We start from the raw sequence: 12,706 nt of genomic DNA, 5'->3' as shown, positions 1-12,706 counted from the left end.
GATCAGCCATAATCCTGAATAAAGGCATCAAAACATTCACTGCCTCGCCAAATGGTTTCACCACCTAGCGCGGTCCAGTTGCCTTTTAGGGTATCGCCGACCTCGATAGCACCTTCATCCCCAAGAAGCTCCACTACCGATACAGTTGAACCACTGTGTACTTTCAGCATCGAGCCGTTCGCCCAGACTTCCACGACTTTTCCGTCTTGCATATCATGCTCCTAAGAATGGAGCGGCAAGGGTATCACCAATCGCGAGAGTCGAAGGCCTGTTTCAATAGCTGTTGGCGAGAAAATCGATGCGCCGGGCAAGTCGCCGATACTCCCGCCCGGTCGGGTGAACGCGATCCGGTGACAGGCTCCGAATGCGCAGTGTGGCGTCGCCATAGCGGGCGGCCAACGTTTCCACTGCGCGGGCAGCGCGCGCGTTGCATGCCGGGATGATCCACACCACACGCGCCGCCTCGATCTGCGCCCTGATGGCCTCGATCTGGGGTGCGGTGTCGATACCGCGATCATTGCTCCCCAGACTGATGACCACGCGATCGGCCTCAATGCGCGTTGTGCGATAGCGCGCATACCAGCGGGCCGATGACCATCCCTTATGCGCGAGGTTCAGGCATCCGGGGCCAGCGGCATGCACGCCGTCAGCGATGCTGTCCCCCAGATCGATACAGGCCGTCACTTGACCGCCTCGGGCGCCGGGCTGGCGGGCGCGTCACTGGCGACCGCAATGCCCTCGGCAATCATCTCTTGGCCAGCCTGATACAGTTGGACGCGGAGCGCGGCTTCTGCGTTGATTTTGAGCCAGTCGGCGCGGGCAACGGATACCATGTCGGGAGATCCGGCGGTGTCGTCATCGCCTTGGGCAATACGATCGGTTCCGGGCAGATCGGCTTTGCAGGCGACACCTTCAGCGGCGGGCGCGGGTGACAGGCGGGCAACAGAGACAGCATGAGCAACGGCAGCAGCCGCGACATGCGCGAGATAGTCAGGGGTCTGCGCATCGGTATTCCTCGCGATGGCGGCCGATTTTTCGGCGGGTTCATGGTTTGCCTGCGACTGTGCGGCAGCGGCCTGTGGTTGGGCGGCCTTCACCTCCTGCAGCGCGGCTTGGGCCTTTGTGGCCATCTCCTTCCAGCCCTCGACATTCAGGAAGGGCAGTGTGAAGGCGCCCGCCTTGAACTGCCAATGCAGGCCGTCGATGCGAACCGTCTGAACGGTGAAGGCCAGCGCCAGAACGGCGATGGTGATACCGGCAAGGATGGCGCCAATGTTGGCGCGCAATAGGGCGAGCGTTGGCATGGGCATGGTTCCTGCGGATGGCGCCGCCGCGCACCCGGTTGAGGCTGGCGGCGGCGCGGGCTGGCGTTAGTCGGCGGACGATGCCGTGCAGGCGGCGGCGCTGTCTGCCGACATATCCGACCAGCACGACGCGCTGCTGTCGGCGGTGGAGTCCGACCAGACCACCGGGCTCCAAACATCGACCGGCGAAAAAAGGCCTGTCGTGGCCGAGGGGGCGGTGTCAGTCATGGTACTGGACGGCACCCAGCCATCGCCAGCGGGCACCCACCTGTCGTTGCTCGAACCCGTGGAGAGCGGTGCGGCCCAGTAATCACGCTCGGCTTTGGCCTTTGCCTTGGCTTTCGCCTTCCATGCGGCCCGGAAGCGCGCCAGCTTGCCGCGCAAGCCCAGCAGATAAAGGAAGGCCGAGGCCCACAGGTAGACGATCAGCAGGCCGACCGCGATAGGCACCAAGAGCGCCAGCGCGGGCACGATCAGCACCGCAAGAAGGACGTAAATCGCCAAAGTCAGCAGAGGCGACAGCCGAGCAGAAAGGAACAGCAGGAACGGCATCGAATGCCCTTTCGTTGAGGCGCTCAAAGCGCAGGATTAGGGAGAGGGAAAGGTCAGGCCACGTCCATCAGGCAGAGGGCCTGTTCACGCCCACGGCGCTTCACAAGGCCGTCCACCACTCTGCCGCCTGCCCTGTTGAACCATGTCAGGCTGGTGCAACTGGCCTTGATCTGGCCCGCGTTGATCTGCGCGCGCATGGTCGATTTGCAGTAGGTCGGGGTGCCGACATTGTAGGCCAGCGAGACGGCGGCGGCGCGCACTCGGTCGCGGCCCGGAATGGTCAGAGCGAGGCCGGGCGTGCAGGCCATGACCTCCTGTCCGGTTTCGGCCAGGCGCGATTCCAGCATGACCGCGCATTGGGCCTCGGTGAAGATCAGGCCCATCTTGATGCCCTTGCCCGTCAGGCCATCGCAGGCCGTGGCAACGCCCACCATGTCCAGATAGACCTTGAGATACTGTGGGCCGCTGACCGGCTTCACCGTGGCCGCGCCATCCTTGGCGATGGTCACGTCCACCTTGCGCCCGCTTTCCTCGGCGGGAATGTTGGTGAGCAACAGCGCGGCGGTTGCCGGGCCGACGATGAAAGCGAGCGTGCCTTTTTTCAGCAGGCCGCGCGCGGCGCTGGCTGCTTCGATGGGTTCACCGGGCATCGGGGAGCCTTTGCTTCAGGAGGCGCAGAACCGCCGGGCAGATCGCGAAAACGATGATGGCCGCCGCCGACACCGCCGCTGGGCGCCAGTAAGCGGGCACATAGGCGACAAGGCTGGTGACGATTTCCGGGTGGTTGACCACCGGGGGCACGGCCAGCCCGATCAGGGCGTAAAAACGGATGGTCCACAGGCGCCACCAGTGGCGGGCTTCATCGACCAGCGAGAGACGCTTGCAGATCATTCCGCGCCCTCCTTGCCGAACCAGCGGCGAACGGTGCGCGTCTCGAAGATGCGAATGGCCCAATAGACCACCGCGCAGGCCGTCACGATGTTGACCTCACCCGCATAGGCGAAGGCAGCGGCCACAGCCGAGGCCAGCGCATCGAGCGCGTGTTTCAGGATCGGGGGGAAAAAGGGCATGGGGGCGGCTCCGTTCTTGGAACCACCATCGCTTTTCGCCCGGCTTTCTCTATGCGCGCCCATTGTGGGCTAAGCCGCCACAAGCTTTACTTGCCGTAGAGCCTCGAAATTGTTTTAGCGTCAGGATCAAAGGGGAATTTCATCATGACCGCACCGGCGCCGTTCGGCCTCCGCTGGGAGAAGCCGTATAAGGACAACAATTGCCATCATGCCATGCTTGGCGCCGTGCAGATCGGCGCCATTGGCGAACTCGCCATCGAGCCGGGCGCATGGTGGTACAAGGTCGATGGTGTCGATGTGAAGTGGCTCGCCAAGCGCAACGGCCAAGTCAAAAGCAGGGACAGCGCGCGCAAGGCCGTCGAGCGCGCTTGGGTGGCGTGGCTCAAGGCGTCGGGACTGATGCCTGCCGATGCCCCCGCCACAAGCGAAAACCCCGCCCATGCCAGAGAGGCATAGGCGGGGCATGATCTCGAAGTAAGCCAGCCTAGAGAGCAAGCAACGCCCGGAGGCTGCGCGCTACAAATTTGGCCGTCATGCCGTAGCCGCGCTGGGGTGTGGGGTGGCGGTTATCGATGTAGCGCCCCAGCGGGTTGCTGTATTCCCAACTGACGAACAGCCGCCCGAAATCCAACAGGGGCAGGTTGTACTGCGCGGCCAGATCGCGGATAACCTGAACATACTGGCTCTGATTTGCATAATTCCCTCCGGTCGCAGCGATGTTGCTGGGAAACGGAATGCTGAGAATGATGTCGGTGGTGGGAAGCAGGGCTGTGATGATCGCCTGCATATTTGCCCGGTATGTTGGCACGGGAACATTGAGCGACCAATCGTTGATGCCCAGATTGATGAAGGCGGCCACCGGTTTGAGCGCCAGCAGCACCGACAGGGGCGAGCGGTTGTTGGTGGTGGCCGCCCATTCGACGCTCGAAGATCCAGCTTTGGCCATATTCGCCAGCATCACCTTGGGCGCGGTCGAATTGCGCAGCGTCATCCCCTGCACACGGGGAGCACCTGCGACTTTGGTAATCACCACAGGCTCAGTGCCCAAAGTCTTGGAGAGGGTGGAAAGCGTGTAGTTGCTGGGCGTAAGCACCACATTCGTGACAGAGCCAGAGCCGAACTGCACGCCTATCGTGCTAGGCGTACCCCCGCAGGAGAGGACAAGGTCCAACTTGTCATAGGCCTTGTTGTTCGTGAACGTGATCGCCCCCGTCGCAGCGTCGAGCGAGAGCGGATAGCCACCAATCGAAAAGTCGCCACCAAAGCCGACCCCAGTGCCCAGCGTAAGGCGCGAGTCATAGCCAGGGAGATCGGAAACCGTCGAGGTACTGATCTGATTGCCGTACCAGCCATTCTCATCAATGGCCATGAAGGGCGAGATCAGCGGCAGCAACTTCCACGGATAGGAGTTCGACTTGAGGTCGCCCGCCCCGCGCGTGCCCGCCATGGTGCTGTCGCCGATGAAGGCGAACAGGGTCTGGGTGAGCGCCACCCCGTTTTCCGCGTCGAGCAGGGCATTGTGCAAGCGCGGAACCAGTGTTGCGTCGAGGCGTGTGCCCCCGAAATGGCTCGTGCCCGCCGCAACCGCGCTGGCTGCTTGCCTCGCCTTCAAATACGCCGCTGCTGCTGAAACCATGAGTCAGCCTTCCTTACTGCGCGATGCGATAGGTGAGCGACCCGGCGGTCAGTGTCACCGTGAGGTAATAGGTGGCCTTCGCGTCTGTCTCGGTGCCGACCTGTTCATTGACGATGGCGCCCGTGACGGCAGTGAAGGTCCAGCTTGCCCAAGCATCGCCCCCCGCCGTCAGCCCGGCCATGGTGACGCCCCCATCGGTGGAGCGGACAAGCTGCGCCTTGCCGGTAGCGCCGGTGCCGACCAGCGTTGCCCAGATTTCGCGAACAAGCTGCGGCTTGAAGGGACCGAAGGTGTGCGCGGCGGTGTCGGCCACCGAACCGGCGAGCGGCGTGCTGGTGGCGGCCATGGCGCCGGGCGGGGCCGTGGCAACCACCTCGGCAAAGGTGCCATCGCCCATATCGCGCTGGCGGCGCTTGATCCCGTTCAGAATGGTGTTGGTGAAATCGGCCATGGATGATCCCTATTGGCGTTTAGCTGAGGACATGCGGGGCCAGCCCCGCGTCAGGTGGCGGGGGTGTCGTCCGCGTCGGTTTCGGGTTCTTCAGCAGCTTGCGCGACTGGGCCGGGGGCCTCGGGCTCGGGCGGCAGATTAACCAGCGCGCCGAGCTTGATCTTATATTTCACGCCGTTGCCCACGGCGATTACCCGCTCGGCAGTCGCGGCGGCGTCATAGGCCCCCGCCGCGTCAAGGCAGGCGTTGACGTTGCGCTGATGGGTCACCCCGGCATAGATGAAGGTGACCGGCACGCTGGGCGGCTGCGTCGCGGCGTCATAGGCACCGATGGTGATATCGACCGGATTGGTTTCCTCGGCGGTCGTGGCGTCCGTGGTGGCGGTGGTTTCGGCGGTGGCCATGTTCGATCCTTTGCTTATGCGGCTTTGAGAGCGGCAACTTCGGCCAGCAGCGCATCGATCTGCGCCTGCTGTTCCTTGGTGCGGGTGAGAGCGATCTGGAGAGCGGCGATCACCTCCGGCATCGCCTTGGTGGCATCCATGGTCTGATAGACCGGGCGCGTGCCGGTCTTTTCCCATGACCAACCCGCCGGGGTCTGAGCTTCGGTAATATCGACCAAGGGTGCGGGCGCCGTGCCGCTGGTCACCATCAGAGGCTGCGCGGTGCCGATGTCCACTTCGCCGTCCTTGACGCCCTGCACGGCATCCGGATTCACCTCCGCAAATTCATGGGCGATGAAACCGTTCATGCGTTTACCACTGGCGATCATGGTGAACTCGCAAGGCCTGTAGGCCATGATGGTCGCTTCCGGATCTTCGATTGCCCGCACCTCATCCTTGAGGCGGTGGTCGGAAACCGAGTTCAGAAACACGCCGCCATCGGTGACAGTGATCGTCCCCATCTCGCGTTGGTCGCCGCTCACCTGCCGCACAAACTGCAAGGCCCGGTAATCTTGGGTGTCGTAGGTCGATACCCCGTATCCTCCCGGCCACGGCGTCATGACCCTGAGAGCGCCAGACCCCTGAATATCCGAGGCGCCGATGCCGCGCGCGCCGGATATCTGGACTGCCCCGTCAGATTGCGAAATTGCCATGCGCTCATTGAGCGAGGCGTCGTTGTAGAAGCTGAGGCGGTTACCGTTACCGGCGATCCTCACTCCGCCGGTGGTAGCGCCAAAGTAGACACCGCTCTGGAACAGAGCATTGCCCATAAAGGTGTTTGCCTGATCGCGCCGGGCGTAGGCCGAGGGATCGACACCCGCGAGAAGCCCGGCATCAAGCCCGGAGCCTGCACCGTCATTTCCGGCGTGCCAGAGCATCAGGCCATTGAGAAATGCCTGAGCCGTCGAGCTGTAAAAATCAAGATTGCCAGACAGGGGCATGATCATCCGCACTGCGTTGGCGATGATGATTTTCAGGACATTGTTCGCTCGATCATAGAACATGTAGTCCTGGTCATCGAAATTGATCAGAGGCGTGACGCCACCGCTCAGATCGAAGTAAAATCCGTTGTCGCGCCTGATCGGCCCGGTGAACGTGTCGCCCGCCCTGTTGGCTGGCACATAGCCAAGACGATCTGTGATGCTGGTGTAATAGCTGGGAAGTTGACCGGCGAACAACCCCGCGTCGAGCCCGGAGCCCGCGCCGTCATTGTCCGGACCCCACAGGTCCTGTCCATTGCGGCGCATCGCCCAGCCATTGAAATTGATCCATGCCTTTCCGGCGGTGTCATCGGTGACAAGGTTGCCCATGTCAGTGCTATCGACCTGCGCTTTCAGGCGACCGTTATTCCCCCAGCCAATAAAGACCGTGTTCGCCAGTTGCCCGGTGCCGCCGCCTTGGCGAACAGGCGTGTAGCCCAAGCGACCGGTGATATCGGTGTAGAAGCCCGGCAACTGGCCAGCGAGCAGACCGGCGTCCAAACCCGAACCCGCGCCGTCATTGTTCGGATGCCAGACCGGCACACCGTTGACGCGATAGCTGTTCCTGACGTCGAACAAACCGGAACGGGCATCATAAAAGCCATTGATGGAACCATCAAAGGTGCGAAAGGCAAGGCCGTTCCAGAGTTGCAAGAACGCATTGGCAGTCGAATAGCTGGCGGCATCGCCATTGCCCGCGACCAGCCCGTTGGTGCCATAAGAGCCCGCAACCAAGAGGGACGGCGCTGTGAGGCTTCCGCTCATGGTATCGCCCGCCCGGTTGACCGGCGTGTAGCCAAGGCGCGCGGCAATATCGGCATACCAACTGCCATGTTGACCGTCGAGCAAGTCGGCATCGAGCGCGCTGCCCGCGCCATCCTGCCGAAGCAACCAGCCCAGCACCGCGCCGATAGCAGTAGCAGGCGTCAGCGCCGCCAACGCTTCGGCACCTGCCTGCGCCTCTGGCGTGGTGGCGAGGCGCACCACGCCAGCGGTGGTCGTGGTCGCAGGCGGGTTGAGCCATTCGGTGGCGCCGAATGTGATCGACGTGGCGGTGTTGTCGGCCAGTTGGATATCCACCGCCAACAGCGCCTGCGAAGCGGCGGTCTTGGTCAGGATCGGGTCCGCCTGACCATAGACCGCAAACAGGGTGCCATCGCTCAGATAGATGCCGATGGACCGCGCGGAATAGGCGTCGGCGCTGGCATCCGTCATCGTGACATGGATCATATCGGCGGCCACCGTCAGGCCGCCGACGGCGGTTACCTTCTTGAATTCGCCGGGCAGCGGCGTGCCGGTGACGGCGCTGGTCGACAGACCAATGGCCGCAATGACCAGTGCATTGGTGCCGGTGTGGCTGGCGTTGATGAGTGCAGCGCGCCCGGCGGCGGTGATGGTGATCGGCGTGGACATGGGGGCTCCGGTCAAGCTTCGTGACAGGTGAGGCGCGCGAAAACGGCGGGGCGCGCCGCGCGGGCGATGGTCAAGGTGGCGGTGAAACTGGCGGCAATGGTGAAGGTGAAGAAGCTGCCCACCGGCTTGGTGCGGGTAACGTCAGCCATCAGGCCTGAGATGAAATCGGCGGTGGGCGCCGCCGCCTGACCGCCCAGCGCAATCTGCAGGGTGAAGCTGCGAGGGATGCCCTTGGGCTCTTGCTCGAACCATTCCTTCAGCACCGCCGTGCCGCCATAGGCCGCAATCACATCCTGCACGGATCTGGCGGTGCCCTTCTTGCGGTGGATGGTGATCGCCTGCGCCACGCGCGTGCGGCGAAGCTGAAGTGGCGTGGCCGGGTCCCACGTCTCCACGCCCACGGTGGACGCGAGCCAGGGCAAAAAGGCCTCGGGGCAATCTTGGGCCGACCACAGCGAGCGGATCGGGTTGGTGACGGCCTCAAGGCGGGTGGTGCCCACGGTTTCGAAGGCCAGCACCAGCGCTTTGGTGTTGGGCGGCAGGACGCTGCGGGCGGTCATTCGCCCACGCCCATGTTGGCCACCGTCGAGCCGGTGCAGTTGCCCGCCTGCTGCTGATTGACCGGGATATCCTCGGGCGGGCTGTTCAGCTTCACATTCTGAACGCCCTTGGGGCACAGGGCGGTGATGATCGCCGCGCGCACGATATCGCGGCCTAGGCGGCGCGATGCCGCCTTGTAGTCCTCCAACTGCTGCAAGGCCTTGGCCAGCACCACGGCCCGGTCGGGGCCGTCGAAAAAGGTCAGTTCGGCATCGATCCCATAGTTGAGAATTTCGGCCGACTTGACCTTAACGTAATCGGTGAGCGGGCGCACATCATCGCTCGACAGGGCCGCATCGACGGTATCGAGCAGGGTTTCCGGCGCCGTGCCGTCGCCCTGCTTTGACAGGACGCAAACCTCCACCGTGCCCGGCCAGACCGCTTCATCAAGCGTGGTCTGCATGGCGGCCGTGAGCGCTGCATCCGCGCCATGGGCGGCCAGTACGCCCATAACGAGCGCCTTAATATCGTCAGGCTGAGGCGCGTTGACCGACACGTCCTGCACATCGGTCGATGCCGCCAAGGCATGAAAGATATAGGCGCCCTCCGGCCCGGCCACCGAATAGCCCTGCGGCGCCTGCACGATCAGCGCGCGATAGCTTTCATCGTCGAGCATCACGGCGGCGGTGCCGGCGGTGGCATCTGCCGGGGTGACGACAGGGCGGGCTACACCCATCAGCGCGCCCAGATTGTCCAGATCGCCCTTGATCGCATAGGCGACCATCACCGCCTTGACCGCCTCATTGACGCGGGTGCGCCAATAGACTTCGCGGTAAGCCAGCGCCGACAGGATCTTTGTCACGGGATCGCCGGGGAAGTTCGGATTGAAGTCGATCAGCGGCGTCGCGATGGCAACGTATTCGGCAAGGATCGCCTCAAAATCGAGCGTTTCCACGCCCTCGGGTGCGGGCAATTGCGACAGATCGATGGTGGAGCTTGTAGCCATGTAGATGGTAGTGGCCGAGGCGCCGCCCACCCGCGACGCGCGGCCATTGTGGCGCCCCGCCCGACAATTCCGCACCATAGAGACGCCGCTGTGGTCGCCCCATGGTCGGGGCATGAGAACGCCCGAAGACACCCCCTCTGATGCCGATCAGATCATCCGCGAAGGCACGATTGCCAGCGTGGATGCCGATACGCGCATGATCGTGGTGGAGTTGGACGACGAAAGCCTGACGCCCCCGATCAAGTGGTTCGAAGCTGGCGCCGGGCCCATGTCCACCGGGACCGACCCTGAGATTGGCGAGGGCGTCATGCTGCTGTGCCCCGGCGGCGAGATCGGCGCGGCCCGCGCGCTGCGTGGCCTGCCCCGCCCCGGCTTCCCCCAGATCGTCAAGGCCAACACTGCCCTTGTGAAATACAAGGATGGCACCACGCTGTCTTACGATTGGGCCGCGCACCAACTGGTCTACACGCTGGCCGCCGGGGCCACCTTCAAGGTGGTGGCAGAGGCCGGGGTGACCTTCGAAGGCCCGCTTCACTGCACCGGCCCCATCACCAGCGACGGCGAGATCTCCGGCGCCGAGGTCAAAGCAGGCGGAATCGCGCTGGGCACTCACAAGCATGAGAAGGTCGCGGCGGGCCTCGTCATTTCGGGCGGGCCGGTCGCATGACAACCAGCATCAGCCATACCACCGGGGCGGTCATCTCGGGCGATGCCTATGACGATGAGTGCATTGAGGACCTGCTGTCCACGCCGCTGGTCACCTACCCCATGCGCCCGGAATACGGGTGGATCGGGTTTGAAATCCTCGATCAGCCCCTCACCCGCGCCACTGGCCTCCTGCTGACCTCGGCGGCGGCCATGGCCATGCGCCGTTGGCTCCCGGCCATCAAAATCAGGAAGGTGACGCTGACCGGCGATTACGCGCGCGGCACGGCGGCCCTGACGGTCGAGCGCGTGCGGCGCGGCCCCTCAAACTCCCTGACCGCCCAGACCATCCCCCTTTCTCGCTGAAGGATCGCCCATGCACGGCATCAAAACCAATATCCTGTCGTCCACCTCTCTGACGCCTGCCACCGTCGCCACCTCGGTTATCGGTCTCGTGGCCACCGGCACGGATGCCGATGCCCTCACCTTCCCGCTCGATACGCCGGTGCTGATCACCGATGTTACCGCCGCGCTGGCCAAGGCGGGCAAGGTCGGCACGCTTTATCCGGCGCTGGCCGCCATTCAGGGCATTGTCAGCCCGAAAATCATCGTGGTCCGCGTGGCGGTCGATGCGCAGGATCAGGATACCAAGGTGCTGGGCACCGCTGGCGTGGCGGCCTACACCGGCATGCAGGCCCTGCTGATGGCCGAGGCCAAGACGGGTGTGCGCCCGCGCATCCTCGGCGCCCCCGGCCTAGACAGCGAGGACGTGACCAACGGCCTGATCGCTGTTGCCAAGCGCCTGCGCGGCTTCGCCTACTGCATGGCCGAGGGCGCCACGCGCGACGCGGCGGTCACCTATGCCGAGCAGTTCGGTGACAAGGAACTGATGCTGTTCTGGCCCGCATCGAACAAGGGCGCCACCCACACCATCGGCTGCGCGCTGGGCCTGCGCTCCTACATCGATCAGACGCAGGGCTGGCAGAAGACGCTTTCGAATGTCGTCATCACCGGTATGACCGGCACCGCCTATGATGTTTCGTGGGCAATGGACGATGACACCACCGACGCGGCGGTTCTGAACGCCGCCGGGATCACCACCATCATCTGTTACAACGGCTATCGCTTCTGGGGCAATCGCACCCGCTCGGATGAGGATGCGTGGGTCTTCGAAAGCGCTGTCCGCACCAGCCAGGTGCTTCAGGACACCTTTCAGGAAGCGCTGTTCCCCTACATCGACAAGCCGATCACCGAAGCGCTGGTCAAGATGCTGCTGACCAAGATCAACGGCGCCCTGCGCAAGATGGTCACCAACGGCCAGATCATCGGCGGCAAGGCGTGGTTCGATCCCAGCAAGAACGCCTCGGGCGATCTGGCGGCGGGCCGTCTGGCGCTGGATTACGATTTCACGCCCTGCGCGCCGCTCGAAGAGCTGACCGAAAATCAGACGATCACCGACACCTATTATACCGGCGCGCTGAGCGGGCTGGCCAACACCTCCAACGCCGCTGCCGCCTGACGCGCCGCGCCGATCCCCCCTATCTGACAGGAGCATTGCGCGATGGGCTTCCCCGCGAAACTCAAGAATATGAACCTCTATCTGGACGGTATCGGCCACAGCGGCATCGTTCAGGAAGTCACCCTTCCCAAGCTGGCGCTGAAGATGGCCGAATGGCGCGGCGGCGGCATGCTCGGCCCGCTTCAGGTCGATCAGGGCCTCGAAAAGATGGAACTGGAGGCCACCGTGGGCGGCCTGATCGCAGGCATGCTGCGCCAGTTCGGAATCGGCTCGTTTGACGGTGTGCATGCCCGCTTTGCCGGTGCCTTTCAGGAAGAGGGCGGCGGCGCGGTGCGCGTGCTCGAGGTCAACGTGTTGGGCCGCTGGACCACCATCGATCTGGGCCAGCAGAAGGTGGGCGACGACACCCAGCACAAGGGCACCTTCGCGGTCGCCTATTACGAGTTGAACGTCGACGGCGAGAACTGGCTCACCATCGACTTCCTGTCCATGGTCTTCCTCGTTTTCGGTGTCGATCGATACGAGGAAATCCGCAACGCGGTCTCCGACTAAGCCCCTTTCCCGCCCCGGCGCGAATTTGCGGGCGCGCCGGAGCGGGAAGCCATTTCACCGCATCCCCCGACCTCGAAAGGCATCCCCATGACGAAAACCCCCACCGCCCCCACCCTGACCCTGCCCGGCGTCGCCAAGGCCGTCACCGTGAAGCTGTCCGAGCCGATCAAGCGCGACAATGGCGTGACCATCGACACCCTGACCCTGCGCCGCCCCAACGCGGGCGAGTTGCGCGGCCTCAATGTCAACGGGCTGGTCAACGGCGATATCGAAAGCCTGATCGCCCTCACGCCGCGCATCGCCATGCCCACCGTGGGCCCGCATGAAGCCGCCGCGCTCGATATCCTCGATATCGGCGAGATCGGCGGGGCCATCTATGGTTTTTTCACGAAGAAGACGGCGGCCCCGGAGACGGATCAGACCACGGAGGCCTGACCGTCGATGACATGATGGCGGACATTGCCGCCGTCTTTCATTGGCCGCCCGATGTGCTTGAGCCGATGAATCTTATCGAACTGGCGCGTTGGCAGAAACTGGCCGTGAAGCGCTTCAAAGACATGCGAGGCGTTGAATAATGTCGAACGATCTGAACCTT

20 protein-coding genes are annotated in these 12,706 nt (G+C 63.7%); 7 read left to right on the top strand and 13 right to left on the bottom strand.

All coding sequences use genetic code 11. From position 1 onward, the window contains the following. Positions 1–2: 2 nt before the first annotated feature. The 7 genes from ABDW49_RS08355 to ABDW49_RS08325 form a co-directional block, all read right to left on the bottom strand. Positions 3–212 carry a hypothetical protein gene (locus ABDW49_RS08355; protein ID WP_343611124.1) on the bottom strand — a complete coding sequence of 70 codons (210 nt, stop codon included), beginning with the start codon at positions 210–212 and terminating at the stop codon, positions 3–5. Between the two features lie 61 nt (positions 213–273). Beyond that, on the bottom strand, positions 274–684 hold the full coding sequence (locus ABDW49_RS08350; RefSeq protein ID WP_343611123.1) for an SGNH/GDSL hydrolase family protein: 411 nt from the start codon (positions 682–684) through the stop codon (positions 274–276). Beyond that, entirely contained in the window at positions 681–1,304 is a 624-nt protein-coding gene (locus tag ABDW49_RS08345) for a hypothetical protein (RefSeq protein WP_343611122.1), read from the bottom strand. The genes ABDW49_RS08350 and ABDW49_RS08345 overlap by 4 nt, the downstream gene beginning before the upstream one ends. 66 nt (positions 1,305–1,370) lie before the next feature. Continuing rightward, a complete protein-coding gene (locus tag ABDW49_RS08340) occupies positions 1,371–1,856 on the bottom strand; it encodes a hypothetical protein (RefSeq protein WP_343611120.1) in 486 nt (161 codons plus the stop codon). 53 nt (positions 1,857–1,909) lie between these two features. Next, a complete protein-coding gene (locus tag ABDW49_RS08335) occupies positions 1,910–2,506 on the bottom strand; it encodes a lysozyme (protein ID WP_343611119.1) in 597 nt (198 codons plus the stop codon). Then, positions 2,496–2,747: a hypothetical protein gene (locus ABDW49_RS08330; protein WP_343611117.1), complete on the bottom strand. Its 252-nt coding sequence runs from the start codon at positions 2,745–2,747 to the stop codon at positions 2,496–2,498. Before ABDW49_RS08330 ends, ABDW49_RS08335 begins: the two co-directional genes overlap by 11 nt. After that, complete coding sequence (locus ABDW49_RS08325; protein ID WP_343611115.1) at positions 2,744–2,926, bottom strand: hypothetical protein; 183 nt, start codon at positions 2,924–2,926, stop codon at positions 2,744–2,746. The genes ABDW49_RS08330 and ABDW49_RS08325 overlap by 4 nt, the downstream gene beginning before the upstream one ends. Before the next feature lie 144 nt (positions 2,927–3,070). On the opposite strand from ABDW49_RS08325, the gene ABDW49_RS08320 reads away from it, so the two are divergent. Further along, complete coding sequence (locus ABDW49_RS08320) at positions 3,071–3,382, top strand: hypothetical protein (protein ID WP_343611114.1); 312 nt, start codon at positions 3,071–3,073, stop codon at positions 3,380–3,382. A gap of 28 nt (positions 3,383–3,410) precedes the next feature. Here the strand turns inward: ABDW49_RS08320 and ABDW49_RS08315 are convergent, their stop codons facing one another. From ABDW49_RS08315 to ABDW49_RS08290, 6 genes are read right to left on the bottom strand one after another with little or no spacing between them, the layout of a single operon-like run. Beyond that, complete coding sequence (locus tag ABDW49_RS08315; protein WP_343611113.1) at positions 3,411–4,562, bottom strand: SGNH/GDSL hydrolase family protein; 1,152 nt, start codon at positions 4,560–4,562, stop codon at positions 3,411–3,413. Positions 4,563–4,575: 13 nt separating this feature from the next. Continuing rightward, positions 4,576–5,013, bottom strand: a complete 438-nt coding sequence (locus tag ABDW49_RS08310) for a hypothetical protein (protein WP_343611111.1) — start codon at positions 5,011–5,013, stop codon at positions 4,576–4,578. 50 nt (positions 5,014–5,063) lie between these two features. Beyond that, the gene (locus tag ABDW49_RS08305) at positions 5,064–5,417 is read right to left on the bottom strand and encodes a hypothetical protein (protein ID WP_343611110.1); all 354 of its coding nucleotides are present in this window, start codon (positions 5,415–5,417) and stop codon (positions 5,064–5,066) included. 14 nt (positions 5,418–5,431) lie between these two features. Further along, positions 5,432–7,849 carry a tail fiber domain-containing protein gene (locus tag ABDW49_RS08300; protein WP_343611109.1) on the bottom strand — a complete coding sequence of 806 codons (2,418 nt, stop codon included), beginning with the start codon at positions 7,847–7,849 and terminating at the stop codon, positions 5,432–5,434. An 11-nt stretch (positions 7,850–7,860) separates the two neighbouring features. Continuing rightward, positions 7,861–8,409 (bottom strand): phage tail protein I, encoded by a 549-nt coding sequence (locus ABDW49_RS08295; protein ID WP_343611107.1) that lies wholly within the window; start codon positions 8,407–8,409, stop codon positions 7,861–7,863. Further along, on the bottom strand, positions 8,406–9,473 hold the full coding sequence (locus tag ABDW49_RS08290) for a baseplate J/gp47 family protein (RefSeq protein ID WP_343611106.1): 1,068 nt from the start codon (positions 9,471–9,473) through the stop codon (positions 8,406–8,408). Before ABDW49_RS08290 ends, ABDW49_RS08295 begins: the two co-directional genes overlap by 4 nt. A 34-nt stretch (positions 9,474–9,507) precedes the next feature. On the opposite strand from ABDW49_RS08290, the gene ABDW49_RS08285 reads away from it, so the two are divergent. From ABDW49_RS08285 to ABDW49_RS08260, 6 genes are all read left to right on the top strand, one after another. Next, entirely contained in the window at positions 9,508–10,062 is a 555-nt protein-coding gene (locus ABDW49_RS08285) for a phage baseplate assembly protein V (protein ID WP_343611105.1), read from the top strand. After that, complete coding sequence (locus ABDW49_RS08280) at positions 10,059–10,406, top strand: oxidoreductase (protein WP_343611104.1); 348 nt, start codon at positions 10,059–10,061, stop codon at positions 10,404–10,406. The genes ABDW49_RS08285 and ABDW49_RS08280 overlap by 4 nt, the downstream gene beginning before the upstream one ends. Positions 10,407–10,416: 10 nt before the next feature. After that, complete coding sequence (locus tag ABDW49_RS08275; protein ID WP_343611103.1) at positions 10,417–11,559, top strand: phage tail sheath subtilisin-like domain-containing protein; 1,143 nt, start codon at positions 10,417–10,419, stop codon at positions 11,557–11,559. Positions 11,560–11,601: 42 nt separating this feature from the next. Continuing rightward, positions 11,602–12,111 carry a phage major tail tube protein gene (locus ABDW49_RS08270; RefSeq protein ID WP_343611102.1) on the top strand — a complete coding sequence of 170 codons (510 nt, stop codon included), beginning with the start codon at positions 11,602–11,604 and terminating at the stop codon, positions 12,109–12,111. Positions 12,112–12,198: 87 nt separating this feature from the next. Further along, complete coding sequence (locus ABDW49_RS08265) at positions 12,199–12,546, top strand: phage tail assembly protein (RefSeq protein ID WP_343611101.1); 348 nt, start codon at positions 12,199–12,201, stop codon at positions 12,544–12,546. 11 nt (positions 12,547–12,557) lie between these two features. Further along, positions 12,558–12,686, top strand: a complete 129-nt coding sequence (locus ABDW49_RS08260; protein WP_343611100.1) for a GpE family phage tail protein — start codon at positions 12,558–12,560, stop codon at positions 12,684–12,686. Positions 12,687–12,706 lie beyond the last annotated feature (20 nt).

Source organism: Novosphingobium sp. (genome assembly GCF_039595395.1).
Lineage (GTDB): Bacteria > Pseudomonadota > Alphaproteobacteria > Sphingomonadales > Sphingomonadaceae > Novosphingobium.
This window is presented reverse-complemented; position numbering and strand designations above follow the sequence as displayed.